26 protein-coding genes are annotated in these 24,020 nt (G+C 49.9%); 10 read left to right on the plus strand and 16 right to left on the minus strand.

Features of this window, described 5'->3' with window-relative positions; genetic code table 11:
- The first annotated feature begins 76 nt into the window (after positions 1 to 76).
- Complete coding sequence (locus tag LOC22_RS11205) at positions 77 to 601, plus strand: lipocalin family protein (protein WP_015570073.1); 525 nt, start codon at positions 77 to 79, stop codon at positions 599 to 601.
- Position 602: 1 nt separating this feature from the next.
- Here LOC22_RS11205 and LOC22_RS11210 read toward each other — a convergent pair whose 3' ends face one another.
- The 6 genes from LOC22_RS11210 to LOC22_RS11235 are packed head-to-tail and all read right to left on the minus strand — an operon-like array spanning position 603 to position 6,638.
- On the minus strand, positions 603 to 1,610 hold the full coding sequence (locus tag LOC22_RS11210; protein ID WP_017383645.1) for a fimbrial protein: 1,008 nt from the start codon (positions 1,608 to 1,610) through the stop codon (positions 603 to 605).
- A complete protein-coding gene (locus tag LOC22_RS11215) occupies positions 1,610 to 2,128 on the minus strand; it encodes a fimbrial protein (RefSeq protein ID WP_023295683.1) in 519 nt (172 codons plus the stop codon). Before LOC22_RS11215 ends, LOC22_RS11210 begins: the two co-directional genes overlap by 1 nt.
- Positions 2,119 to 4,644, minus strand: a complete 2,526-nt coding sequence (locus LOC22_RS11220; RefSeq protein WP_015570070.1) for a fimbria/pilus outer membrane usher protein — start codon at positions 4,642 to 4,644, stop codon at positions 2,119 to 2,121. Before LOC22_RS11220 ends, LOC22_RS11215 begins: the two co-directional genes overlap by 10 nt.
- A 23-nt stretch (positions 4,645 to 4,667) precedes the next feature.
- Complete coding sequence (locus LOC22_RS11225) at positions 4,668 to 5,345, minus strand: molecular chaperone (protein WP_032104018.1); 678 nt, start codon at positions 5,343 to 5,345, stop codon at positions 4,668 to 4,670.
- Positions 5,346 to 5,398: 53 nt separating this feature from the next.
- Entirely contained in the window at positions 5,399 to 5,983 is a 585-nt protein-coding gene (locus LOC22_RS11230) for a fimbrial protein (RefSeq protein ID WP_015570069.1), read from the minus strand.
- A gap of 52 nt (positions 5,984 to 6,035) precedes the next feature.
- The gene (locus LOC22_RS11235) at positions 6,036 to 6,638 is read right to left on the minus strand and encodes a helix-turn-helix domain-containing protein (RefSeq protein WP_015570068.1); all 603 of its coding nucleotides are present in this window, start codon (positions 6,636 to 6,638) and stop codon (positions 6,036 to 6,038) included.
- Between the two features lie 834 nt (positions 6,639 to 7,472).
- Between LOC22_RS11235 and LOC22_RS11240 the strand changes: the two genes are divergently transcribed.
- The 4 genes from LOC22_RS11240 to LOC22_RS11255 all read left to right on the plus strand — a co-directional run bounded on the left by LOC22_RS11240 (position 7,473) and on the right by LOC22_RS11255 (position 10,369).
- Positions 7,473 to 8,261 carry a winged helix-turn-helix domain-containing protein gene (locus LOC22_RS11240; RefSeq protein WP_230238895.1) on the plus strand — a complete coding sequence of 263 codons (789 nt, stop codon included), beginning with the start codon at positions 7,473 to 7,475 and terminating at the stop codon, positions 8,259 to 8,261.
- A 1-nt stretch (position 8,262) separates the two neighbouring features.
- On the plus strand, positions 8,263 to 8,742 hold the full coding sequence (locus LOC22_RS11245) for a hypothetical protein (protein ID WP_023302856.1): 480 nt from the start codon (positions 8,263 to 8,265) through the stop codon (positions 8,740 to 8,742).
- A 353-nt stretch (positions 8,743 to 9,095) separates the two neighbouring features.
- The gene (locus LOC22_RS11250; RefSeq protein WP_223230145.1) at positions 9,096 to 9,866 is read left to right on the plus strand and encodes a GlxA family transcriptional regulator; all 771 of its coding nucleotides are present in this window, start codon (positions 9,096 to 9,098) and stop codon (positions 9,864 to 9,866) included.
- 47 nt (positions 9,867 to 9,913) lie between these two features.
- Positions 9,914 to 10,369 carry a GNAT family N-acetyltransferase gene (locus LOC22_RS11255; RefSeq protein WP_015570066.1) on the plus strand — a complete coding sequence of 152 codons (456 nt, stop codon included), beginning with the start codon at positions 9,914 to 9,916 and terminating at the stop codon, positions 10,367 to 10,369.
- Here the strand turns inward: LOC22_RS11255 and LOC22_RS11260 are convergent.
- Entirely contained in the window at positions 10,359 to 11,396 is a 1,038-nt protein-coding gene (locus LOC22_RS11260) for a virulence RhuM family protein (RefSeq protein ID WP_230238896.1), read from the minus strand. The genes LOC22_RS11255 and LOC22_RS11260 overlap by 11 nt on opposite strands.
- 50 nt (positions 11,397 to 11,446) lie before the next feature.
- A complete protein-coding gene (locus LOC22_RS11265; RefSeq protein WP_015570064.1) occupies positions 11,447 to 11,788 on the minus strand; it encodes a SymE family type I addiction module toxin in 342 nt (113 codons plus the stop codon).
- Between the two features lie 136 nt (positions 11,789 to 11,924).
- On the opposite strand from LOC22_RS11265, the gene LOC22_RS11270 reads away from it, so the two are divergent.
- Positions 11,925 to 12,107: a toxin-antitoxin system HicB family antitoxin gene (locus LOC22_RS11270; protein WP_072202563.1), complete on the plus strand. Its 183-nt coding sequence runs from the start codon at positions 11,925 to 11,927 to the stop codon at positions 12,105 to 12,107.
- A 485-nt stretch (positions 12,108 to 12,592) separates the two neighbouring features.
- Positions 12,593 to 14,095 carry an anti-phage dCTP deaminase gene (locus LOC22_RS11275; RefSeq protein ID WP_058646794.1) on the plus strand — a complete coding sequence of 501 codons (1,503 nt, stop codon included), beginning with the start codon at positions 12,593 to 12,595 and terminating at the stop codon, positions 14,093 to 14,095.
- A 358-nt stretch (positions 14,096 to 14,453) separates the two neighbouring features.
- Here the strand turns inward: LOC22_RS11275 and LOC22_RS11280 are convergent, their stop codons facing one another.
- The 6 genes from LOC22_RS11280 to LOC22_RS11305 all read right to left on the minus strand — a co-directional run bounded on the left by LOC22_RS11280 (position 14,454) and on the right by LOC22_RS11305 (position 19,233).
- A complete protein-coding gene (locus LOC22_RS11280) occupies positions 14,454 to 15,152 on the minus strand; it encodes a hypothetical protein (RefSeq protein WP_230238897.1) in 699 nt (232 codons plus the stop codon).
- A 378-nt stretch (positions 15,153 to 15,530) separates the two neighbouring features.
- Positions 15,531 to 17,864 (minus strand): primase-helicase zinc-binding domain-containing protein, encoded by a 2,334-nt coding sequence (locus LOC22_RS11285; protein WP_230238898.1) that lies wholly within the window; start codon positions 17,862 to 17,864, stop codon positions 15,531 to 15,533.
- A 13-nt stretch (positions 17,865 to 17,877) separates the two neighbouring features.
- Positions 17,878 to 18,198, minus strand: coding sequence for a DUF5375 domain-containing protein (locus LOC22_RS11290; RefSeq protein WP_230238899.1), 321 nt, complete (start codon positions 18,196 to 18,198; stop codon positions 17,878 to 17,880).
- Positions 18,195 to 18,422: a hypothetical protein gene (locus LOC22_RS11295; RefSeq protein WP_047352670.1), complete on the minus strand. Its 228-nt coding sequence runs from the start codon at positions 18,420 to 18,422 to the stop codon at positions 18,195 to 18,197. Before LOC22_RS11295 ends, LOC22_RS11290 begins: the two co-directional genes overlap by 4 nt.
- On the minus strand, positions 18,419 to 18,970 hold the full coding sequence (locus LOC22_RS11300; protein ID WP_230238900.1) for a host cell division inhibitor Icd-like protein: 552 nt from the start codon (positions 18,968 to 18,970) through the stop codon (positions 18,419 to 18,421). The genes LOC22_RS11295 and LOC22_RS11300 overlap by 4 nt, the downstream gene beginning before the upstream one ends.
- Positions 18,967 to 19,233, minus strand: coding sequence for a helix-turn-helix transcriptional regulator (locus tag LOC22_RS11305; protein WP_230238901.1), 267 nt, complete (start codon positions 19,231 to 19,233; stop codon positions 18,967 to 18,969). Before LOC22_RS11305 ends, LOC22_RS11300 begins: the two co-directional genes overlap by 4 nt.
- Before the next feature lie 537 nt (positions 19,234 to 19,770).
- On the opposite strand from LOC22_RS11305, the gene LOC22_RS11310 reads away from it, so the two are divergent.
- The 3 genes from LOC22_RS11310 to LOC22_RS11320 are packed head-to-tail and all read left to right on the plus strand — an operon-like array spanning position 19,771 to position 21,316.
- Entirely contained in the window at positions 19,771 to 20,508 is a 738-nt protein-coding gene (locus tag LOC22_RS11310; RefSeq protein ID WP_230238902.1) for a glycoprotein 3, read from the plus strand.
- Positions 20,505 to 20,735, plus strand: a complete 231-nt coding sequence (locus LOC22_RS11315; RefSeq protein WP_045352807.1) for an ogr/Delta-like zinc finger family protein — start codon at positions 20,505 to 20,507, stop codon at positions 20,733 to 20,735. The genes LOC22_RS11310 and LOC22_RS11315 overlap by 4 nt, the downstream gene beginning before the upstream one ends.
- Positions 20,736 to 20,749: 14 nt before the next feature.
- Positions 20,750 to 21,316: a phage polarity suppression protein gene (locus LOC22_RS11320; protein ID WP_230238903.1), complete on the plus strand. Its 567-nt coding sequence runs from the start codon at positions 20,750 to 20,752 to the stop codon at positions 21,314 to 21,316.
- A 455-nt stretch (positions 21,317 to 21,771) separates the two neighbouring features.
- On the opposite strand, the gene LOC22_RS11325 is transcribed toward LOC22_RS11320, so the two are convergent.
- A complete protein-coding gene (locus tag LOC22_RS11325) occupies positions 21,772 to 23,259 on the minus strand; it encodes a reverse transcriptase domain-containing protein (RefSeq protein WP_230238904.1) in 1,488 nt (495 codons plus the stop codon).
- Entirely contained in the window at positions 23,260 to 23,991 is a 732-nt protein-coding gene (locus LOC22_RS11330) for a hypothetical protein (protein WP_202048122.1), read from the minus strand.
- Between the last annotated feature and the right edge of the window lie 29 nt (positions 23,992 to 24,020).

Below are 24,020 nucleotides of genomic sequence, written 5' to 3' on the forward strand. Positions count from 1 at the left end.
ATATTCCCCGACGGGATGAAGCGCCGCACGGGTGCGCTACACTTAACGTCCAACCGCGTAAATGAAAGGAGTTCTCATGAGGCTATGGCCTGTCGTTACCGGTGTCGCCATTGCGCTGACGCTGGTTGCCTGTAAATCTCCCACGCCGCCGAAAGGCGTGCAGCCCATTACCGGCTTTGATGCCAGCCGCTATCTCGGCAAATGGTATGAAGTCGCCCGACTGGAAAATCGCTTCGAGCGCGGTCTGGAACAGGTCACCGCGACGTACGGCAAGCGCAGCGATGGCGGTATCAGCGTACTGAACCGCGGCTACGATCCGGTGAAGAAAAAATGGAATGAGAGCGAAGGAAAGGCGTACTTTACCGGCGAACCGACCACGGCTGCGCTGAAGGTATCGTTCTTCGGCCCGTTCTACGGCGGCTATAACGTGATCAAGCTGGATGATAAGTACCAGTACGCGCTGGTCAGCGGCCCGAACCGCGACTATCTGTGGATTTTATCGCGCACCCCGACCATTCCGGATGCGGTAAAACAGGACTACCTGAACACCGCACGCGAGCTGGGCTTCCGGGTCGATCAGCTGGTGTGGGTGAAGCACTAACCTACTGATACGAAAAGGTGATGCTTGCCAGGGCGTTGGCCGAGCCGGGGACCAGTTCACCGGTTCGGATGTACTGCGCCTGGAACGGCAGGGACAGCGTTTGTGCCGAGCTGGTGGTCTGGATGAAAAACTGTCCCGTCGTACCTGCGGACGAGCTGTCCGGCCCCATCATCAGCGGCCCGGTACCGTTATAGAAAAACTGTACGCCAATGCCGGAGGCCGTGGAGTCCCCGGTCAGCGTCACGACCGACGAGGTATTTGACGGTGTGGTCTGATCGGTCATCACTGCGTTAACCGCCACGTTCTCATCGCAGGTCAGGCTGACGTTAAACTCCCCCGACGGCGAGGTGCTGCCTACGCTGGGCAGCGTGTGAATATCAATGGTGCCCAGGTCGACGTTGGCGCTTTTTGTGCCTACCGTGCAGCCGCTTGCCGTCACCGTGATGGTGGTGGGGTTGATGATCACCTGCGCGGTTTTCACTTCGTTGTTATAGGCCGTCAGGATCGCCGCGTTAATGGTCGGGGTCTGGTATACGCCGGATTTCAGCGGAACGCCGGTCTTGATAAACGTCACTTTTGCCGACCAGCCCAGTGCGGTGGCGTAACCGTTAGTCCCATCGGCCGGATAGCTCTGCGTAATGCCCGTCTGCATCGGGACATAGGTGGTGCCGTTATAATCTTTAAGCCCAAGAATGAAGCCGATGCCGGGCACGCCCGTTTCAAATACCATGTAATTTGCGCCATCAAGAATAACCGTGATGCCGGTGGCGGTTATACTGCTGCTCGGCTCCAGCGTCCCTTTGGAGCAGGTAAATACCAGGCCGCACCAGAACACTTCCGAGACGCTCGCAGAGGCGCTCCATTCAGAGCCGATCGTCTTTCCAGGCACGATGGAGTCTGCCGGGCCGGACCACGACATGGGCGTTGGCGAAAGGGTGATATCCGATGTCCAGGAGAGGGCAAGTGCCTGAGAGGACATGAAAAACAGGGCTAAAAACAGTAAACGCATTATTGATACTCCGTCGTCCAGGTCGCCACTGCCGAAACGTCTCCGGCATTGACCGGCGCACCCGTGGCGGCCAGTCGCGCATAGAAGGTCATTTTTACGCTGTCATCCCCCGCCGCGCCGTAAGCAGCGGTTTGGGTGTCCAGCGGGATAAGTACGCTGTCTTTATCCAGAATCTGCACCGCCACGCCGGTCGCGCCGCTGTCAGCGACTTTCAGAAGCTGCGGGTTCTCGTCATCCGGCGTACCGCTGAAGCGGATTTTCACGCCAGCAAAGGTGGGGCCGCATGCTTCAAGGGTGAGCGTGAAGGGCGTTTTGATATTGCTGACCGCGCCCGCCTCGCTAAATTGCTTCACGCCGAGGGTGCCCAGCGGCACGTTTTGCTCCTTCGAATCTTCCGAGACAATGCAGGTATTGCCGATCACGTTGCCGGTCACGGAAACCAGCACGTCATAGCCGCGCGCGGGAACGGTGATGAACATCAGCAGGATCAGGGGGAGGAACCGGATGGTTACTGACATATGACCTCCTGGGAATAAAGCCCGGTGCGGGCGTGATAATTCTGCGGGTTCAACGCATAGCGGATCGTGCAGCGCTGGGCGCTGTTGCGCCCCCATACGGCATGCAAGGTTCCCTCCGCTGACAGGCCGGTCAGATACACGCTGCCGCCGTCGCCGACGATACCGCTGGCTTTGTCATCCTCTGACGAGACCAGCGTGCCGAAGGGGAGCACGTCTTTAGCGTGACGTACGATAAACATCGCTTTTGCCCCCTGACGCGTGGTGAGGGTGGCGCGAACCAGTGCCCCGTCGGTGGGGATTTTATTGGCGATGGCGTTCTCAAGTTCCACGTCATTGCCCACGGTGGTGACATCCAGCGCAACCTGATTAACGCGATACGGCGTGGCGTACGGGATCACCGCATAGCCCCGGCTGTCGGTTTTGATGCCCTTGTGGTTGAGCACGGCGACATGGCTGGCGCCCGGGGCTTTCACCAAAATATTGGTGTTCCCGAGCGGCTGGCTCAGCGTCAGACCATCCTCATGCAGCACCGCACCGCCGCTCATCCCGTAACTGAGGTTGCGGGAGTCACCGGCGTAGCTGTAGCCCAGGTTATAGTCTCCCCACGCGCCCTCGTATTGCAGCGCGGCATCGCCGCCGTAGTGCTGCTGCGCGCTGTAGCGCTGGTTGACGCTATAGAAAAGATTCTCCTGCCCCGGCAGATAACCACTGACACCGGTACTGGCGGTGGTGCCAGCGGGATCCGCATGGGTAGCGGTAAAACGGAGACGGGTCGACAGCGCCGGGTTACCCAGCGGCACCGACAGGGACAACGCGAGGATATTGTCTTTCTTGTTGTCGTACAGGCCAGAGCTACGCTGGGCGCTGATGCCAAGCGACAGGTTACGAAACGTCGCGTTCCACGCGAACTGCAAACTTTGCGTGGTTTTTGACGTATTCCAGTAGGTTTGTTGATCCCAGGACAGCGACAGCGCGCCGTATTCGCCCATCGGCTGCGACAACAGAAGCTGATTTTTTGCCTTACGCGACATATGCAGGTTGTAAACCGTGTCGTAGTGAGTGGTGACGGTGCCATCGTCTTCCACGGTCTGTTTTGGCGCTCCGCCCGCCATGCCTTTGTAAGTGGTATCGCTGAGGGTATAAAACCCTGCCGTTGAGTAACGCAGCGAGAAGAAATTGACTCGCGTACCGATATCGTTCAGCAGCTTGCTGTACCGCAGGCGCACCGAATCACCGGTGTAGTGCTGATTATCAGCCAGCTGGCTGCGGGCATGGGTGAGGTCGAGGGAGTAGGCGCCAAAGCGGCCGAGATTCTGCCCGATACCGAAGGCCAGGCCGTTGTAGCGATCGGAAAACTGCGCCCCGCCATAAAACGTGAGGCCGTATCGCCAGCCCAGGAACAGCTCGCCCTGCGCGAAGGAGGGCGAGATCTGATTGCCCGCAGGGCGGTATTTCCCCGCCCCCAGAGCATATTTGACCTGACCGTTACGCACCAGATTCGGCACGCTGGCAAAGGGCAGGGTGTATTGCGTCTGGCTACCGTCGCTCTCCTGAATGGTGACCGCGAGATCGCCGCCGGAAGAGGTCGGATAGAGATCTTTCAGCACAAACGCCCCCGGCGGAACGGAGGTTTGATAGATGACGTTACCGTTCTGGCGAACCGTCACCGTGGCATTGCCGCGCGCGATGCCACGCACTTCGGGCGCGTAACCGCTCAGGCTGGCGGGCAACATATTGTCATCGGTCTTCAGGGCAACCCCACGCAGGCCAACGGCGTCAAACACCTGCGATGAGGTGAACGTTTCACCGGCATAAACCTGGGCACGCAGGGCGCGGATATCCCGCTGTAGCCAGGTCTGGACGTGGGTGAGCTCGTTACTCTCTTTGGTCCACGTGGTGAAATCACGCAGCCGCCATGCGCCCAGGTTGGCGCCGCTGTTGAGGCTCACAAACAGCTGTTGTTCCCGCGTGCGCGTCTCGCCCCGGTAGTCATTATTCGCGCCATTGACCACATAGTTCAGCCAAGCGGCAGGGATGCCGGACTCCCAGCTCTCCGGGCTGACGTACCCGCGCGGCAGAGCGCGCATCGCGCTTTGCGGTACGGTGAAGTTGAGGGTAAGCGTCCTCTGGTCAAAATCAAACCGGGTATCGGCGAATGACTGGGTTAAAAAAATGCAGCGCTGCGCAGGCGGCAGCTCACCCCCTTTAGCCTGACGGCTGTCGATGCCAAGTGCGGCGAATTGCGCAGGCGTAAGGCACGGCAGGGCTTCACCGGCGGTGTTTTCAGCGACGCGAAACGTGACGTTACCTGTGAACGCGAACTGGGTGTTGATATACACGTTAAGATTGTACTCGCCCGGCGGCAACGCGCTCCCGGCGTTGACCCAGGCGAGATCGGCGCTGTTGGCGCGCTCGCCGTTGAGAAACGCAGGATTAAATTGCAGCTCGCTTTCGGCAGCCACGGCTTGCCGAATCACCAGGGCGATCGCCGTGGCGCACAGGATTTTAATTTTCATGTGGTCACGCCTTACTGTTTTTATTATTGGGACAATGACGTGCGGGTAACGGGCGTCCAGGCGCCATAATCGTTAATCGTCTGGTAGCTTAAGCTGCTCGCATGGCTGAAGGTGTCTGCCAGCGTCACGCTGGATTTCGGCGGCACCATGACGGGCGACACCGGCCTGCCATCAATTTTCACGTTAATGGTGGTGAGGTAATACGGCGTTGGGTTGGTCAGCGTGACCTTGCCCGCGCGGTAGGCGCCGGCAAGGTTTTTCCATGCCTCCCCTGCACCTTCCCTGAGCCGCTCCGGGCGATAAAAGACCTTGATGCGGTTGGCAGAGGCGAATTGCAGCGAATTGCCGGAACCGTTTTTAACCTGCTGTGGGATAGCTTTGACCGTCATCCAGTACAGCGTCTCGCGATCGGCTGGCAGGGCGTCGCCGCTGAACATGATTTTCACCGCGCTTTCGCTGGCGGGCTTCATGACGTACAGCGGCGGCGTGATGACGAAGTCGTTGGTACGGCTCCCTTTCTCGTCTTCCATCCAGGACTGGATCAGAAACGTGGCATCAGGGTGGGTATTTCTTACCTGCATCATCGTCTGCGTAGCCGCGCCGGTGTAGATCAGCCGCGTTGCGCCTAACCCCACGCCGCCTGCGTACACGGCGGATGAACATAACGTGCCAGCCAGACAAATCCATGTGTTTACGCGCATAGTGCGTCTCCTGAAAGCTGAGTCAGACCCGGCCAGCAGACCGGGCCTGAAGATTACGAATAGGTCACGGTGTAGGTGGCGACCGCGCTGGCATCACCCGCCGTGGCGTTGCCCAGTGGGGAGTAATATTTCGCGCTGAAGTTCAGGATGTTCGCCCCCGCACGCAGGGGGATCGCTGCTGCCGGCTCACCCAGCCTGACGACGTTGCCCTGTTCGTCATAAAGACGGATAGCGACATGCTGCGCCGAGCCCGCGCCGCCGTTTACTCCCGCGGCCAGGCTATTCACATCGGTACTGTCCGGTGTACCGGTGAAGGTGATAGCCACGGTCGTTGCGGCAATAGGGTTATCTTCCGTGGACGCCGAGGTATCGGCGATTTCGCAATCTTCCAGGGTGATGGAGAAGGCTTTTGCGGTACTGGCTTCACTGCCTGCGGCAGCCAGCGTGGCGGTACGCACTTCACCCATGTCGACGTCGATATTGGCGCTACCGGCGCTGATGGCACAGGCGGAGGTCACCACTTTACCGCTGAAGTTAACCGTGCCGCCGCTGGTGGTGGCGGCCAGTGCTGAGCCCGCTGGCAGCAGGGCGGCAATGCTTAATGCCAGCAGAGAATGGCAAGTAAGGCGTGCTTTCATTTCATAGTTCCTTGATTTTTTTATTACGAGATTTGCTCTGAAAGCGGCAGGTCTAACTGGTTAAAAAGACCAGCAAATCTGTCTTATTCCTGAGCCCGAGTTTCCTTATCGCTGAGCTTTTTAAGGCGCTCACGCGGCGATAAGAAAGTTTCTCCAGTTCTGCGATGTAACGTATATCCAGTCCGTTCCTGAGTTCCTTTAATACCCTCCTTTCTCCAGGCGTCAGCGATAACGCCGCTGGCTGCTTTTGGGGCCGATAATGGCTATCGACCATTTTTGCTAGCTTTATCCGCCACTGATAAACCGTGTTCTGTAGCGAGATATAGGCATCAATATCTTCCCGGACCCATAACAGGGAATGGGCAGAGGTTGAGTACAGGCAGATAATCACTTCAGGCTGCGTGACTTTGATTTTTTTTAAATATTTCAGTGAGTCATACCCTGTATGGTATTTCTCTGCGCCGGATATAAATAAGATATCGATACGAATCGACGACAGCGCCTTATCCAGTTCCTGATAACCTCCTTCGATGATAATGATGTGAAGGTCGTCGCGGATGCTGCTTAATAACGTTTTAATGCCGTTTCTTGCATAATGATCGCCGCCCATCAGTGCAACAGTTATATGCTGTGTTATTTGGCTATTGTTCGTCATGTTATTCCTCGATTTATAATAGTAATCAGGCGAATTATTTATAAGGTTATCGCCAGTATTCTCGAAGCAATGACGTATTGCATACTGTAGGCCTACTATACGTCGGCCAATAAAGAGGTAATCTGAATTAATCTAAAATTGTATTAATTACTAAGATCGAGACCGGTTACGACGCTTCCCTCTGATTGGTCTTATTCCGCTTCGCTTTCTGTAAATTATGATAGCCGCTATTTTTAATGAAAATTTAGCTTTGATAAATGTTTTGTAAGGAGTTTGTCGTCTGGTGTCAGTGCGGGTGTGAAGTTGCTGACGGGGAATAACAATTTACGAATGTTATCATCGATAAAAACTGATAGAAAGGTGGCTTAAAAGCATACAAAAACCATGTAAGTTATTGATATTGGTCAGATTGAGAAAACTTAAGGCTTAAGGATGCTGAATATTTCAGACACGCATGTCCGTGGCGTACAATGTTTTTTTATGTAGATATTTGTCAATGTCAAGAGGCGAGGAGCGCACCAAAAGATGAGGCCCTGATAAATGAGATGCTGCCGGTAGTCAGATACTTCTGTGGAGCAGAAATTCACTTCACAAAACATCATAATGAGGATGATCGCGGATGAAGCGGCTCTGCAAGCCGCATTCTACAAGGGTTGAGTTCTTATGCAGGTTCAGTGAAGCTTAAGGGATGAAATATAAATTAAGATTTTTCGCCAATGGCGAAGATATACAGCATGACGTTAATCAGTCACATTAATCCCGACGTGAATGTCATCCCATACATGCGGTGACCCAGGTTCAACATCTGTTAACCGGAGAATTCATACTGCCCCTATGCATAAGCATTACATTATAAATAATATCGTCGAATTTCATCCTGCGGCCAGCACGTTACGTGATATCAACAATCCTGACCGTGTGGTTGTGTTAAATTCGCCAGCAGGCCGATGCCTGTTGTTATTAATCGACAGAGCGGGGTCGATTGTCACTCAGCAAGAGTTCCTTGATATTGTCTGGCAAAGCCGCGGCATGCTTGTCTCCTCCAATACCTATTACCAGAACATCTCCATCCTGCGCAAAGGGCTCAAAAAGATTGGTTTTGAAACTGACCCTATCGTTACCATTCCGCGGATTGGGTTGACGCTGGCAAGCGACACGCAAATAACCGTCAGAGAGTCTTCACCCGTCGCGCCTCAACCCGCAGAGGGACAATGTGTAGAGGCGCCAGCGATCGAGGAGGTCTCTGCACCCTCCGAGCCAGCAACGCCCGTTGCCAGGAAGCCCACGCGCTGGCTGGCTGTTGTCATGGGGCTGTTGATCATCCTGGCCGGGGCAGGCGTGACGGGATATATGAACGCCTCAGAAAACCGTTTTGTTGAGGATTACCGTTTTGCGGCATCCGTCGGAGCCTGTCGCGTTTATCTTGCGAACGACATTCAGACCCACGCTGAACGCGCTTCCGCGCTGACCTATGTGGAACAATTCAAGGCTGAATGCGCGCAATATCCCTGGGTTTACATCAGCTGGTACGCTCTGCTTCCTCGTGCGTCGGTTATTCGCTGCGACCAGCCAATGAAAGAACCGAACCGCTGTATATCTGATTATTTCCTGAAGGATAGCTAGCATGACTCGTTTTCGGCAGATGCTGTATATCATCGTGACGGGCCTCGTCACGGCAGGCGTGCTGACGGGCTATTACCTGTGGCACCGAACTTACGTTCAGCCTTTTTCATGCCAGGCTAATCTGGTCCAGCACCATCCGGATGAGACGCTGACGGTCTGGCTGAATTACACCTTCGACGGGAAATTCGGCACCCTGAGCATGAATGGCCGGGCAAAGAGCGATCCGGGTAAAACCATCGACAGGAAAATTTCCTTTCGGGTGGATAGACAGGATCATCTCTATTTGCTGACGTCAGAAAAAAATATGACGTTCCCGGACGATAATGTCGACGACAGCTGGCTGGAAAAATATGAACCGCAATTCTTTGTCTATCCGGGCAAGAGTATTTATATGCGGATCAATGAACAACATAATGGTAACTATATCTTTACCTTAGGAACATTACCGACATATGTGTGTCGTGGCTCAAAAAAAGAATGATATAAACGAGAAAAACATTATATTTTCCTCCCGTCTCATTTATGCTTGATTTAAAATATCAGGATTACCTTAGAAATAAAAAGTGCGACAGATCATGTTGCGATAATGTAATTAATTTTAAATTTGGCAAGTAAATGAAAAGTGTATTTGACTCCTCCGATGGGGGGAAATCAGTACCGGAAAAGTGTCTGCATATTGGGTTGATATTATGGCCCCGTTATTCACTCCTGGCCGTCTCCGGGTTGCTGGAGGCGCTGCGTTATGCAGCGAAAGCTCAGGATAAATTAGCATTTAAAATCAGCCTGATAAGTGAATTTCCTGATATCCCGATTATCAGCAATGCGGGGATTATCATGAGACCGGATTCTCCCCATGCGCCGCCGGACAGTTTTAACTACCTTGCTGTTATCGGCGGTGAATTGCAGTATCTGGACTTAGGGTATCAGGGGGATAAAGCGTATCTGGCACATGCCCACCATGCCGGGGTTCCGCTCATTGGCATTGGCACCGGCAGTTTTGTCCTCGCACAGGAAGGATTGCTGAATGAACGACGAGCGTCCATCCATCCTTTCCACCTTGATGCATTTCGGCAGGCTTTCCCGCTGGTTTATGCTGAGCAAGGGTATGATTTCATCGACGATGGCGATGTGCTGACCTGCCCGGGCGGTATTTCCACCCTGACGCTGGCAACTGAGCTTATCCGCGCCCATGCCGGGGATGATATCGCCAGCACCACCTGTCAGCGTTTGTCGCTCGTTCCGCATGAAATTGCCACCCCGCGTCCGGCGAATTTTGCGCTTATCCCTGACTCGCGGTTGCGCCGCGCCGTCATGCTGATAGAACAGTTCCTGACCCGGCCGCTCACCACCGCCGGGCTTGCGCGAGAAGTGGCATTGAGTGAACGCCAGCTCAACCGTCTGTTCCACGCAGAATTCGGCAAAACGGCCCGCGAATTTATCCGCAGTGCCAGACTGCGCTATGCTTGCTGGCTGCTGAAGAACTCACAGCAAAGCGTGACGGATATTGCGCAGCGGATGGGGTTCAGCGACTGCGCGCACTTTATTCGTCATTTTCAGACGGAGTATGGTTGTACGCCTGGCGTGTGGCGCACGTCGCAGAGCTGAATATCATTACATGCTGCCCTGAAACTTTACTCAACCGGAATATCATCATGAAAATAGAAGCCGCACACCCCTCACAATTTGAACGCCTCGTCGCAGTCTGGGAGTCGTCCGTTCGCGCCACGCACCGCTTTTTGCAGGAAAGCGATATCGCGGCGCTGCGTCCGTTATTGCTCAACGCATATTTGCCTAATCTCAGGGTTGTGATTGCCCGGGATGACGTGGGTATTATTCACGGCTTTTTGGGCGTGGATAAAAATCGCATTGAAATGCTGTTTGTGGATGATGCGAGCCGGGGGAAGGGTATCGGGAAAATGCTGCTGCAATATGCCATTGCAGAATTCGGCGTAAATGAAGTGGATGTGAACGAGCAGAATCCGCAGGGGGTGGCGTTTTATCGCCATATGGGGTTTGAGCAGGTCGGGCGCTCGGAGCTGGACGGGCAGGGGAATCCGTTTCCTCTGTTGCATATGAAGCTGAGCAGAAATACCGGGATTAGCGCTTAGCCCGCTTATCCCATTTTAATAAGCCGACAATATCTTTCTCACCTTCGGCCTCTTTCAGCAGGCGCTGCTTTTTTTCATATTCGATGTATTCTGAGCACGCCTTTTCATCAGCCGCTTTCTTGCTGCTTTTTCCTGCGCCTTCTAAAACGTCCCGGTCGTTGAATTGCAGGAACTGATCGAGCTTGGTTTGCCAGTCTCGTAAAAATACCTGCTTGCGGCGTTTGGCCTGATCTTCGGCAAAATCGAGCCACATATTAACGACGCGATTAAGCTCGCTCACCTCATCCTGAGACAGATAATTTTTTGCGGTGGTGACATCGCTTTTACGGACTTCTTCGCCTTTATAGCTGGTCAGCCCCATATGCGGTTGAGTGGCGTCCGCACGTTGGTGAATCAACTCAGCAGCGGTGTGCCCAGTGCAGGCAAAATGCAGTTTATTCTGGATGGTCTGAAAGAATTGCGTGGTTTCTTTGAGCGACGGCTGATAGTCAGCAGCTAATGCGAAAATCTCCCTCACGCGAAGATAGACCCGGCGTTCGCTGGCACGTATATCGCGAATGCGTTCCAGCATTTCATCGAAATAGTCAGGGACGGCGGAAGATCCCACAGGCGGATTTTTCAGGCGCTCGTCGTCCATAACGAAGCCTTTAACCAGGTATTCCTGGAGCGTTTGGGTGGCCCACTGGCGGAACTGCGTACCTCGCGTGGATCGGACGCGATAGCCGATGGCGAGAATGACGGGCAGGCTATAGTGAAGTGTGTTGCGATTGACCTTGCGCTGACCTTCTTGCTGAACTTGTAAGTAAGCCTTACAAGTTGCTTTTTGTTCAAGCTCACCTTCTTCGTAAATAGCTTTAATATGCTGAGTAATAGCTTGAGGGGTGACCTGGTAAAGAGACGCAATGGCTGCTTGCGACAGCCAGAGTGTTTCATGTTCAAAGCGACATGTGATGCGAACCGTTCCATCATCACTGGCAAACATAACAAATTCGCCTGCCGGGGATTGGATTACGTCTTTATCTGCCATGTCGCCTCCACATCTAATGCACCAGGCAGGTAGTATGCCAGAAACAGCCGCTAAGCCAGGTGGTTTGTATTTGATTTTGCGAGGCGCTTTCCAGCATGTGGAATTTGGATCGCTGCAAGCGCGTTCTCTATCTCAATAAGCTTTGCTTTCGTCCGTTTATAATCATCCTGCAACCTCTGCTCCTGCTCGTTATACGCCATCAGAACGATACACCCTTTCATGATCTTTACCGTGACCTGCTGCCCGGTATCAAACCCCGCCGCGCGCAGCCACTTGCCGGAAAGGATGATTTTCGGCGTGGATTTGTCGAAAACATTCGGGCGGTATCCCACAATTAACGAACGCTCGGTTCCGGATTGGTCGGTGTCTGGGGTAGAATGCGAATCAGCCATAATCAACTCCTTGATAGTTGGTGAGGTTAGCTCTCGTCCGGTATTGCGAGTACCCGACGAGGGCGTTTCAATTTGAGGTTTTTGTATGATAAGGTACGTACCTCAGTGAAGATATCTTGCTCTTGTAGGTACGTACATGTCAACAGCTAAACGCGACCCTAATCAGTCAAAATCCGGAAAAGCACCGACGTTTCAAATTCGTATTACGCCGGAGTTGAAGGAACAGTTTGAGGCTGCGGCAAAATCTGAGGGAATGAGTTTGGGGAATTGGCTTAAGTCTTTGGGTAGGAAGGAAATCGAGCGAAGAAAATTGTCGTAGTCCTTGATAATAAATTTCTTTTTTTGCATGAAATCTTAAAAATTTGAATCCAAAACCAAGTATCTATATGTAGGCCTTAAGGTTCGATAAATTACTACATATTGATTTTTACAAAAAAAACACCCATATTTTCTTGCCCAAACGTTTTTTGTGATGTAAAGCATAAGGTGAGCATTGAAAAAAAATGCTGCAACTGTATAATTGTGCAGTTTTTATGTTCCGGGGTATAAGGAAAAAAATGACTAACATTGTGCGTATAACGGAAGAAAATAGAAACGATAAAGAATCTAACGATTCCGTCGCTCGCCGTTCGTCATATGTTAATAATATTGAAAGTATCACTGAGCGTCGAATTAAAAAGACGTCCTCTTCTGTAAGAAATAAAATACTCAAAGCAGCTTCAAAAATCAATTGGTAAGTTCTAGCTAATTAAATTCAGTTTAAATATATTCGCCTTGATTTTTTAACTATTTCGGAGTAATGTCATGGCTGATACAGCAGAAAATATTATACCTGTCCATTGGGAAAAAAATAACTCGGACAGTATTAATGATATTAAAGGCCGTCGTTCTCAAGAGCTAATTGTAGGTTTGTGTGGAGCAATGGGTTCTGGAATAAAAACATTAAAAGAACAAATGGTTTTATGTTTGAAACAGAATGGCTACCATGTAGAACATATTAGGATTAGTGATTTAATAGCAGCATATAGCAAGAGTAAAACGCACCATTTAGATAACTATGAACGTTACAATACTCTCCAAGATTTAGGTGATGGATTACGTGGAAAGCATGGCCATTTTATATGTGCAGAATTGGCAGTTCTATCTATACAAGAAAAGAGAGAGATTATATATGGTAGCGATACTTCAGAACTTACAAAAAATACGAAAAAGACTGCTTATATTATAGACCAAATCAAGCATCCTTCAGAAGTTGAACTTTTTAATCAAGTTTATAAAAATAATTTTTACCTTGTAGGGCTTTTAAGGACTGTTTCTGAAAGAATACAGAATTTGAAAGATGAGGGAATTAATCCAGAAAGCATAGCTAAAATTATAGAGCGAGATAGAAAGTCAAAAAACAAGAACGGCCAGCAAGTCGAAGAAACCCTTCAGTTAGCTGATTATTTCATCAAAAATTTAGATACAGATGTGATGAAAAAATCAGTTTCAAGGTTTATAGATTTAATTCATGGTGTTAGCCATATTACGCCATCTAAAGATGAATCAGGAATGTATAGCGCATATTCCGCATCATTAGGTTCTGCATGTTTATCTCGTCAAGTTGGCGCTTCTATAATGGATACTGAGGGGAATATAATTGCAACGGGTCGTAACGATGTTCCCGCATTTGGTGGTGGATTATATACTGCAGAGAGTAATAAAGATAAAAGATGTTTTAACAAAAATGGTTGTCATAATGATAAACATAAAGCCTTGTTAAAAAATGAAATTAAAACTATTCTCTCAAAATATAGCTTAAATGAAGCCGATGTCTTGGCTGATGAAATAATGAATGAGACAAAAGCAAAATATCTCATTGAATATTCTAGGGCTGTACATGCCGAGATGGATGCAATTGTTTCTTTAGCACGTAATACAAACATTGGTACAATAGGGAATACTTTATATTGTACTACGTATCCTTGCCACGTTTGTGCGAGACATATCGTTGCCGCTGGGATCAAGAGAGTCGTCTACATAGAGCCCTATGAAAAAAGCCTCGCTCTACAATTGCATGATGATACCATCTGTCAACCAGATCATTCGCCATCCCCAGAGAAAGTTTTATTTGAAAACTTCGAAGGTGTTGCACCTAAGCGGTATGCTAAATTCTTTGCCTATAACAGGAAAAGAAAAGATGAACAGGGTAAACCAATAAACTATAGCATCGAAGAATCTTATCATGTAGATACGCAATATCTCGATAGCTATGGTGATTATGAGTCTAAAGTCATCAGCAATTTAAGAACTAAGTTCGATCTTTAGTTAGACTATGGTAGATGTTATACCATCAAAACAGGCAATACGAATAATTCGTGTTGCCTTTTTTATTAAGTGAAATTCAATGATATACACCCCTTATCTATAAACTTAATATAAAACTAATACGAACAGCTAAGAGAGAAATAAATTACTTCAATGAAAAAATAGGATCACAAATAGATAATACAAAGGGTGCCTAAAAAATTTTAAAAACAAAAGAAAATTTTTGGCGGAGATCACAGGAGTTCTGATTCAGATGTAACTTTATGTTTTTATTGTGTTTTGTTTTGAGGTGGTATTTTAGTTATACACATCGCTATACACATTGTTCCAAGTGTATGGTTCAATCTGACGGATAAAGCTAAAGTCCCTTCATCATCTCTAGAGCTGTTTCAATTAACTCTTCTGAAGGTTTAAATCTAGACATATGACGGACACATATTACAGGGATTTTCACATCATTTAGTACGGCTGAGAAAGCGAAAGTTGTGTAATAACCCTTCTGCTGCGTATAGATGAGAGTGCTTGGATCACCGAAGTGTTTTAGCAAAATATTTGCTGCTGAAAGGGATTGTAGACTGTTGCTATAAGCGATAATCAGTTCAGGCTTACACAGAGGGATTGTGACATTCTCAAAAAATCTTGCGGAGTATTTTACGAGTTGTTCGACAGTTAGTTTGTGTCGACTCGCCTCCTGTTTGAGTGCTGAGGCATTGGTTGAGCACATCATTAGAGCATTCGTAAATACTACGTCTTCCCATCTGTAACCGAGGCTGATAGGTATCTGTTGTAGTCGCTTAGCTAGGTGAGTAATTCCCCATTCCCCCTGCGTCCCTAAATGGACATTCGAGACAAGAGGCTTTGAATGATCCTGAATAATAGACTGGCTGTTGGTCATATGGGAATCAGCTGACGAACCATTGAAGCCCATCACAATGAGGCGTTTGCGTATAGGTGGGGAGGCTATTAATTCAAAAGCAGAATCGTAAGGTCTGCCGGGCAAATCAGCCAAGCCAAAGCGAGAAAGCCCTCCAAGAATAAAGTCTCTAGTCTTATCCATTATTCAAATTCTCTTGTGAAGCCTCATACCGACATCATACGCAAAAAAACTTTTTTTGCATTTAACTGTTCACACTGTTCACCTCGCAATTTTATCTTTTTAAATCATAATGTTAAGTGGTGATTAGTTGGTGAAGAGTGAACAGTCGACTCTTCACCTTTGTGATTTTTGCTCGCTCAGGTTTCGCCGGGTCAGACAATGAGGGGGGGGGTAAAAAAGTTTTTTTAGGTTTTACTGTTCACACTGTTCACCTTTCATTTTTATACAGTAATTTCATGGCGTTAAGTGGTGAACAGATGGTGAAGGGTGAACAGTCGATTGTTCACCTCAGGGGGCAATCAGACATAAAAAGACCGGCGGTTGCCGGTCTGAGGTAGGTTATGTCGCTGCGGTTTCGTCGCATTTCGGCAGCCAGTCGCCGTTGCTGTCTTCCCTTAGCGTCAGGTTGGTCTGTGTCCCCTGCTTGGTGTGCCGCTTGTCATAATTCAGCCCGTACTCTTTCAGCATCATCGGCAGCCCCAGTCCGAACATTTTCAGGCTCAGCACATGCTTGTAACCGTTCGCCTCCATATAGACCAGATAGGCGTGATAGAGATAGTTACGGGGTTGTCGCGGGATAATATTGGCGTTCCCCATAAACATCCCGTTCGTCTGCGGCAGTGCTTCCAGATAGCCGCAAAAATCAAATGTCGGGTCAGCATCGCGCTTGATGCTGAGTGCCTCGTCGGAGTTCTGCTGTGACTGGAGCAGTGCGCGGGCGCTCATCGGGTCGCTGAACTGCTGCATAAGCTGGCGCACGATGACGGCCAGCTCCTGTGCGATTTTGTCCTTAAGCTGCGGGTCACGCTCCTCCGGGGCGATTTGTTCGGGGAAGTGGATGATTACCCGACGACGGGACACGCCGCCGCTGCGGTCGGTGAAACGCATCGGGTTATTATTCACGGCCAGAATCACCGCCGGGATATAGGCCGAATACGCATCGCGGTATTTCGGGTCGACTGACACTGCATCGCCGCCGGTGATGGCCTTAAGTCCCGCGCCATCCCCGCTCCATTTCTCCTGGTCAGGCAGGCGTATCAGCGAGAAGCCAATCAGCGCCGCGCGTTCGCGTGGTGATTCCAGCGTCTCAATGGTCGCTGACGTGGCGTTATCCTCCCCGGCGAGCAGGGTCGCAATTTCGGCCAGAATACTTTTACCGCTGCCACCCGGCCCGGTCACTTCGAGAAAGAGCTGCCAGTCGTAGCGGTTCGCCAGCACCATAAACAGCGCAGCCAGAATAACGTCCCGCTTTTCAGCGTTGCCGCTGGCCGCCCGGTCAAGCCAGCGCCAGAAATTTGGTGCATGGGTTTCCAGCGTTTCACCCTCCACCGGCGGCGTAAAGTCCACATCGCACAGCGTGCGCAGCCAGTGTGATTTGCTGTGTGGGCTGAATACGCCGGTGAGGGTATCGAGCACGCCGTTGCGAAAACCAATCAGACGGCGCGCCGGGGCGGCCTGCTGCGGGATAATCAGTTTCAGGGTATCCACCACCGAGGCAATGCTCCCCGACGAGAACGGGGCGCGCAGGCGCTGGAACAGCCCGGCCACATCGCGTGCAAAGTCCGATGGCGGGATGATTTTCCATGTCCCGGCTTCATACCGGGACAGGAGCTGGCCGTTGGCGTCCACGGCCAGCGCTTCACCGTAATGCTCGTGCACCCGCATGGCCTTTTCACTGGTACTCATGGCGGTAAATTCCGCCTCGCTCATGGTGTCGAACGGGCTTTGCGCCGGTGGCCGGATGGCACCATAAATCGCCTTACGCGTGACGTCCTCGCCCTGCTGCATAAACGCATCATTCCAGTCACCGAACACCGGCGGGAGGGCAACCGTGCCCTCGCAGGCCTGTGCCGCCGCTGCGGCTTTTGTCTGGCCGTTCCCGCTGAGGTCGCGGTCGGCGGCGAGCACAATCTGACAGGCCGGGTGTTTCTGTCGGGCAAGGCTCGCCAGAGAAAGGAGGTTCACGGACGAGAGCGCGACCATGACGGTTTCACCGGTCAGGTGATGCACGGTGAGCGCGGTCGCATAACCTTCCGCTATCCACAGCCGTTTCCCTGCCTCTTTTTTCCCTTCGAGGGTGTGGCATGTCCCTTTTACCGCGCCGCCTTTCAGGGTGCGTTTGAGGCCGTCAGCATTGATGAGCTGCACGTTAACCAGCACGCCGGTATCGTCATACAACGGCACCGCCACATCGCCGGCGTGGAACGTCACGCCGCCGGTTTTGTGTGTACCGGTCAGCATGACACACTCATGACCGGGGAAGCCCTTGCGGGTCAGGTAGGCGTTGCCGGTGGCCGTGCGGGTTTTCTCCAGAAGCTTTGCAGCAAGCGTGGCTGCCGCCTTGCGGTCGGCATCAGTTTCAGCCTCAGCGGCGGCAATAATGTCCTCAGCAACCGGCGGCAGGCTGCCGGTCAGGGCGTTCACCTTTCCGGCGGCCTCGGAGGCCGACACACCGAACACCTTCTCAACCAGTTTCAGTCCGTCACCCGCGCCGCACTGGTTGCAGAACCACGTCCCGCGCCCCTCTTTATCATCAAAGCGAAAGCGGTCAGAGCCGCCGCACACCGGGCAGGCCTGATGCCGGTTTTTCATCACTGTCACACCCAGCGCCGGGAGAATGCGCGGCCAGTGACCGCACGCCTGTTGTACGGTGTCCGTTACGTTCATTTTCATCGTTATTTTTCCCTCAGTGCAGTACAGGCGATGTGATATGGCGGGTGCAAAGCTCATCCATTACGGCGAGCCCCAGAAAGGACAGCGACGGCGCGGCTTTAAGTGGCCCGGCTTCCATTAAATCCTCCAGCAGCGCACAGGCAATCAGACGGCCTTTTTCCTCTCCGTGCTGGTGCAGGTAGAAGCCCTCCAGCTCGTCGGCAATGGCGCTTTCCAGCGCGTCGAGGGTGAGGTGCGGGTGGCGGTGCTGACGTTCGCACACCGACAGCCAGGCACAGGCCACAGCGCGGCGATACAGGGCGGCGCGTAATACAGGCGATAATGGCTTTTTCATGCGTTAGCCTCCCCGGTCAGCCAGCGCTGATTACAGCGTTCGACCACGCCGTCGAGCTGGGCGGTCATCAGGTAAATCACGGAGGTGAGCTGCGACTGTTGTGCCGGGTCGCGGCGAAGGGTGGTGCAGTCCTGCTCCTGCATCAGGGCATTCACGAAGTGGCCGACATTGCGCAGATGTTCCAGGCATTCGAGTTCCTGAATGGTGATGGTGGTGTGTTTCATGCGCGCACCTCCGCCACCGGCAGACGGCCAGCAAACGAAAGGACGTAATCGCGAACGAGGGAAAGGCGTGCAGCGTGCTCGTCACCGGCAACGGTGCGGAGCATACAGATACGGGGCTTGCGGTCTGCGCGGCGAACGGCAGCAAACACGAAGACAAACTGCGGGTGTGACGGGGTGAGGATCGTAGCCATAAGGGCAACCTCCATAGTTAGCTGGTTACAGCCACCACCGGAGTTCCTACGCTCATTGGTGGTAGCCCAGACGGGGGTAGGAATACCGGTAACTATGAGAACCGGCCAGCCCGAAGGCTGCCCCGCCTGAGCCACCATTACATGATACCCACAATGGCGAAAAGACCATTGTGTATTGAATGGGTGCATCAAGGCACAGACACAAAAAAAGACGCATGGCGCGTCCGGTGTCGCCATAGTTAAACACGGGTTCCTACGCCCGGCTGCCGATTTTGCGACAGCGGGAAAACTGTACCAGGAAACACACAACAGAAGCAAGCCAGAAAAAGGGGCTGTTTGCTGAACGGTCATCATCATGCGTCGTAACCCCGGTTACGCTCAGCAATGCGATCCGCCATCCATCCGGTGATTTCTGACTGTGCCCACGCCACGTTTTTCCCGCCCAGTGAGATTTGTTTCGGGAATGCTTCCCGGCTGATGAGGTCGTAAATCGTGGAGCGGGACAGGCCGCACAGGTGCATCACTTCGGGCAGACGGATAAAGCGTTCCTGAACGGCGTCAGAGACCGGCATCAGCGGTGCGGCAGGAGAAGAATACGGGGAAGAAAAAGCGGTGTGCATCGGGCTACCTCATAAAGTCCATACAGTGCCGGTCGTGTCCGTCCGGCTTCGGGTAGCTCCTTATTATGTCTATATTTTCCCTCAGGTCATGTGAGATTTTCGGGGAAACAAACATTGACTTTTCGCTATGGCAAACAAAGGCAAACGCTGGCAAATATATGCAAATCACTGCATCAGAAAGCACCAATTTCTATTGCTTTTAGTTATACATTTTTAGTTTTTAATCGAAATAAAGTCTAAATGGTATGGTCAGAGCAAAACAGAAGGGTGAACAGTGGTGAACAGACGGTGAACAGTCATATCCTCAACTGTTCACCCTTTAATTCACTGTATTACTTATCTTTTTTCTTATGGTGAACAGTAGTGAACAGTAAACAGTAAAAAAACAAATGATGAGTAAGGTTTTCCTGAGACCTTTCTCTGGCAAGCCCGGTTTTTGAGTGCTGTTTGTGCCAGCGCTGCCACAACTGCAACCGGTCGCGATGTTGTGTGGTGCACGGCAGAATCTCTTCATCTTGATATCCCGAGGAGAAAACCATGACTGATTCAACCATTCCTGAAAATCTGAAACCTGCGTTTAACCGTCTTGATAAGGCAAAAGCCGTCCACACTGAAAATGCCCGCAATCTGGATGAAGTCACCACGGCCATCACCCGTACTGTGGAGCAAAAAGCAGGGCTGGAGCAGGAGAACGGCATCGATACCGGCGAATGGCGCAGTGCCTTCCGCGCCGCCGGTGCAGTGCTGACGGATGAACTCAGAAACCGTCATCTGATGCGCGTGGCTTCCCGTGAGCTGGCACAGGAATGTGACGCGATGGCAGAAGTGCTGAATTTTGAACGCGATAAACTGGAAGCGGCCTGTAGCGTTTCGGCACGGGACTACCGCCAGGAGCATTACGACCTCCTGAGAAAATATGCCTCCGGTGAGCTTGATAAGGCACTCAGGGAAGCCTGTGGGCCGCTCATCCGGGCGATGAAGCTGAAAATGCTGTCACGCAGTGGTGAGCCTGAAAGGGAAGCGGAAGCCGCACTGGGGTATGTGGAGCCGGAGAAGGAAATCATGCAGGAGGTCGTGTCCTGGCTTATGGATGCGGCCACGAAACATCATATTCGCCTCAGTGATGAACCCGTACTTTATCGCGCCGGGCTGTCGGCCGAAACACTCCCGCACATGGATTATAAGACAGCCTCAACGCCTGCACGCCGCACCCGATTCTATAACGAGCTGCGTGAACGTGAGGCCGACCTTAAAGCGCGTGGCCTGCTGCCATGATGCACTGTCCGTTCTGCAAAAGTCCGGCGCACACACGCAGCAGCCGATATTTGTCGGAAAAGGTGAAACAGAGTTATTACCAGTGCACGAATATTGTGTGTTCGGCTTCTTTCCGGGCGATGACGGCAGTGGACAAAATCATACAGTCACCGGCACTGGCCGACCTTAGCGATGACGAATTTATCGTGTGTGAGTCCGGTAAAATTAAAAAACAACGTTTTCATTAATCACGGGGATTTCGATGACAACCTTAACGCTGGAGCAGGCTTATGAAGCCTGCCAGAACAACAAATCCGCCTGGCTGAATCTGAGGGCAGAGCTGGCCGCGACCGAAGAGGAATACCGCGAACAGCTTCAGGCGGATACAGAACATCCTGCCGGTCGTCTTCAGGTACTGCGCGACACAATTGAAGTCAGACAGTGGGAAATTAACGGCGCGGCCGGGCGCTATATACGCTCGCATGAAGCCGTGCAGCATATCAGCATCAGTGACCGGCTTGATGAGTTTATGCAGGCGCACGGCGATATGCTGGCCTCCATTCTGGCACCGGAACTGATGGATATCAGCGGGCAGTCAGACCGGATGAAAGAGCGTGCGGTTGACCGGTCACTGATTTATCTGCGTGAAGCCCTTCTGGTCTGGCTGACGGAAGGAAAAAAAATAGAATATTGTGCACAGGACAGTGCAATTTTAACGGCCATCGGATTCAGGCCTGACGCGGCTTCCCGGGTGGATAATCAGGTAAAATATTCTCCCGCAAAAAACATGATTTTTGCCCGCCTTCGTGCAGAACTGGCCGCGCAGTAGCCCACTAAATAAATCCCCGAAAATACCGCTATTTTTCCGAAAAAAAGCCATGCATGTCTAAGGTGCATGGTTTTGCATGAGTTTTTACGTCACTGAATCTCTCTCCTGCGCCAGTACTGGCGCGCCCTGAGCACTATCATGCACCTGCATTAAAAGCGCCCCGTTAAGCGGGCAGGCGTGGCGGGGAGAGCATTGCGCGCCAGCATTAAAGTTATTATTTTTCATGGCCTGAACGGATCACCGCGCCGTACGGGGCCTCGGGAGTGTCAAAAGGGTTGAGGTCGTGACGAATCTTTGAGGAGTGGAAATAAAAATCAGCCATAAGCCGCAGAAATTATCTTCCATAAGTTTGTTCGATTGCTATTGAATTGGATAAATAATCAATAAGTACTTCGATAACTTACATAGTGGATACAATAACGCCATCCTAAAATGGCGTTGTAAATAGTGATGTTTTACTTTTTTGTTAATTTTTCAATGATTAATGAATATTTAGTTTCTTCAAAGCTGAAGCCATATTTTTTGAATGACTGTAAATAATTTAAATGCCCCTTTAACGCATTAATTGTTAACGAGGTTTGATCATTTGACTTTATTGCTTGATCAAATATTGCTCTAACTCTTCGGCGATATGCTCTAGGTGGCCTTAGTGGGCCGTTAATTAAGATCCCAGTAACCGCTTGTCTGTTGTTATATGAGAGCAGCCTATATTTTGCATTATTTAAGGTAAAGCCCATGGAGTTTATTTTATTTTTCGCGAGGCTGACAAGTTCTTCTATTAAGTGTCTATTATCGCCACTTATAGTTATATCGTCAGAATATCGAGTGTATACACAGTCTCTAACTAAAGCTTGGTTTGTCATTAATTCATCGAATTCAAACAATATGGCATTTGATATATTAGGACTAGTAGGTGCACCCTGTGGTAAAGTACCATAGAGAGTTGTTAAACCTGCAATAGTATTAACTATATGTTCAGATATATTATTTCTTAAAAGACAGTTCTTTATCATGGTTTTATTAATGGAACCAAAATAGTTTTCAATGTCTATATTGGCAATGAACTTATTATTTTGATGTGGATAAGCATTGTCATGAATACTGATCCCCTTTCTATATGAGAAACATGAGGAGTGAATATTTAGTCTATTCAAAAAATAATCATTTATCCAATACTGTGTTACCTTCATGAATTTCCGTGGTGCTGATATTTTTCTAACACCACCGCTCTTTTTACGCATATCAAAAATCCGATAATATCTATCTGGATTTTTTATCATAGAGCTTATAAGTCGTGGTGTAAGTCCGATACAAGATGCGACCGTTAAAATGCCGTTATTTTCGAAAAGGGGACTGTTTAGTGACTTGTAAGAATAGAAAATTGGAGCTGCGATAATTTTTTTTTCGGGAATTAGGCTATCACTATCTTTTGAAAGGATGCTAGCCTGACTACTGGACATTGAACCAATTCGTAATTGCTCAAAGATCCGCACCCAAGCCTGTCTTGGGCGGCTGGGCAAGGTCCCGGACGCCCAAGACAGGCTTGGGTGCGGAACCTCTTTTATGTAAGGCCTTAACTGCAAAGACGGCGGTGCGCCGTCCATATTCTTTGTATCAGTAGAGGCTAGCACACCCAATTTAGTGGATTTATGGCATTTGTCAAGAAGGAAAATACGCAACTTGTCTCTTAGTTTTTTTAAATTTGCTGAAAGTTTTTCATCGCCAGAGGGAGTTATAGAATACAGCTCGTTTTTAATGGAAACTAATTCCACATAGCCAATTTTATGTAATTCTTTAAGGTGCTGTTTCAATGAATCAATGTTTGGTAATGCTCCGTCATCTGTTAATATTAATCTCAAGTAATATAATATCTCAGATGGGGCTGCAGGTTGAATAATTGAGGTGGCCCATAAAAGTAAGCGAAAGTTTATTGAGTTAGACATTTATCCTCCCAAAAGGCCTTTATTTTTAGAAACGAGTTTTTTATTCCTGACTCGTCTAATAATATTTTCAATTTTTTCATCTTCAATATCGGATATGTCAAATATTTTAATGCTGTTATCGTCACAATATTGAAGAACACCTAATGAAAAAAAACGATCGAGATTTTTTATTTTGTCATTGCAGATGACTATCAAATCTGGATTTTTAATATCTTTAGTTATTTTGTAATAACTTATTAAAGTTATCTGTGATAGGGTTAATTCATCTAAGACGAATATGATGATACTATCACACTTTTTGTTAATAAAATCTAATTCCGCTATATGTATATACACACTTTCAGTATCGGGCAGAGTTTGCTTTCCTCCCCCCTCATAAATCACAGCATCTATTTTACTAAGTTCGGTTTTAAGATTGTTGATGCAAGAGTCAAATAATTTATCTTTCAAAATGTTCGGATAGCATAAAAAAACATTAAGCTCAGAATTAACTAATTCGCCCTCTAGGGTATCTATTATATTCTCTCTAAGTTCATTTGTAATTGACAAAACATCATTGGCGTAAATTGAAATGTTGAATTGGTTGACCTTGGTTTCATTATTTGAACCAAGAATGTTTACATTTGATTTTTGAGCGTTGCTATTGCTCATTTTTCTGAGTATTTTTTGTTTTATTATTCGACCCAATTGAAAACATGCAAGATTTTTGTTTATTTGATTTAATCCCATCATTTTTAGACCGAAAGAAGATTTTTGCGATA

The organism is Enterobacter sp. AN-K1 (assembly GCF_020971765.1).
GTDB classification, from domain to species: domain Bacteria; phylum Pseudomonadota; class Gammaproteobacteria; order Enterobacterales; family Enterobacteriaceae; genus Enterobacter; species Enterobacter hormaechei_C.

Coding starts and splice junctions, on each gene's coding strand:
- LOC22_RS11245 (WP_023302856.1), top strand. CDS start 8,263: ATGACTCGTTTTCGGCAGATGCTGTATATCATCGTGACGGGCCTCGTC.
- LOC22_RS11330 (WP_202048122.1), bottom strand. CDS start 23,991: ATGATGGGATTAAATCAAATAAACAAAAATCTTGCATGTTTTCAATTG.
- LOC22_RS11275 (WP_058646794.1), top strand. CDS start 12,593: ATGGCTGATACAGCAGAAAATATTATACCTGTCCATTGGGAAAAAAAT.
- LOC22_RS11325 (WP_230238904.1), bottom strand. CDS start 23,259: ATGTCTAACTCAATAAACTTTCGCTTACTTTTATGGGCCACCTCAATT.
- LOC22_RS11240 (WP_230238895.1), top strand. CDS start 7,473: ATGCATAAGCATTACATTATAAATAATATCGTCGAATTTCATCCTGCG.
- LOC22_RS11220 (WP_015570070.1), bottom strand. CDS start 4,644: ATGAAAATTAAAATCCTGTGCGCCACGGCGATCGCCCTGGTGATTCGG.
- LOC22_RS11295 (WP_047352670.1), bottom strand. CDS start 18,422: ATGAAACACACCACCATCACCATTCAGGAACTCGAATGCCTGGAACAT.
- LOC22_RS11250 (WP_223230145.1), top strand. CDS start 9,096: ATGAGACCGGATTCTCCCCATGCGCCGCCGGACAGTTTTAACTACCTT.
- LOC22_RS11315 (WP_045352807.1), top strand. CDS start 20,505: ATGATGCACTGTCCGTTCTGCAAAAGTCCGGCGCACACACGCAGCAGC.
- LOC22_RS11300 (WP_230238900.1), bottom strand. CDS start 18,970: ATGATGATGACCGTTCAGCAAACAGCCCCTTTTTCTGGCTTGCTTCTG.
- LOC22_RS11205 (WP_015570073.1), top strand. CDS start 77: ATGAGGCTATGGCCTGTCGTTACCGGTGTCGCCATTGCGCTGACGCTG.
- LOC22_RS11310 (WP_230238902.1), top strand. CDS start 19,771: ATGACTGATTCAACCATTCCTGAAAATCTGAAACCTGCGTTTAACCGT.
- LOC22_RS11280 (WP_230238897.1), bottom strand. CDS start 15,152: ATGGATAAGACTAGAGACTTTATTCTTGGAGGGCTTTCTCGCTTTGGC.
- LOC22_RS11265 (WP_015570064.1), bottom strand. CDS start 11,788: ATGGCTGATTCGCATTCTACCCCAGACACCGACCAATCCGGAACCGAG.
- LOC22_RS11305 (WP_230238901.1), bottom strand. CDS start 19,233: ATGCACACCGCTTTTTCTTCCCCGTATTCTTCTCCTGCCGCACCGCTG.
- LOC22_RS11290 (WP_230238899.1), bottom strand. CDS start 18,198: ATGAAAAAGCCATTATCGCCTGTATTACGCGCCGCCCTGTATCGCCGC.
- LOC22_RS11270 (WP_072202563.1), top strand. CDS start 11,925: ATGTCAACAGCTAAACGCGACCCTAATCAGTCAAAATCCGGAAAAGCA.
- LOC22_RS11255 (WP_015570066.1), top strand. CDS start 9,914: ATGAAAATAGAAGCCGCACACCCCTCACAATTTGAACGCCTCGTCGCA.
- LOC22_RS11320 (WP_230238903.1), top strand. CDS start 20,750: ATGACAACCTTAACGCTGGAGCAGGCTTATGAAGCCTGCCAGAACAAC.
- LOC22_RS11285 (WP_230238898.1), bottom strand. CDS start 17,864: ATGAAAATGAACGTAACGGACACCGTACAACAGGCGTGCGGTCACTGG.
- LOC22_RS11235 (WP_015570068.1), bottom strand. CDS start 6,638: ATGACGAACAATAGCCAAATAACACAGCATATAACTGTTGCACTGATG.
- LOC22_RS11260 (WP_230238896.1), bottom strand. CDS start 11,396: ATGGCAGATAAAGACGTAATCCAATCCCCGGCAGGCGAATTTGTTATG.
- LOC22_RS11215 (WP_023295683.1), bottom strand. CDS start 2,128: ATGTCAGTAACCATCCGGTTCCTCCCCCTGATCCTGCTGATGTTCATC.
- LOC22_RS11230 (WP_015570069.1), bottom strand. CDS start 5,983: ATGAAAGCACGCCTTACTTGCCATTCTCTGCTGGCATTAAGCATTGCC.
- LOC22_RS11225 (WP_032104018.1), bottom strand. CDS start 5,345: ATGCGCGTAAACACATGGATTTGTCTGGCTGGCACGTTATGTTCATCC.
- LOC22_RS11210 (WP_017383645.1), bottom strand. CDS start 1,610: ATGCGTTTACTGTTTTTAGCCCTGTTTTTCATGTCCTCTCAGGCACTT.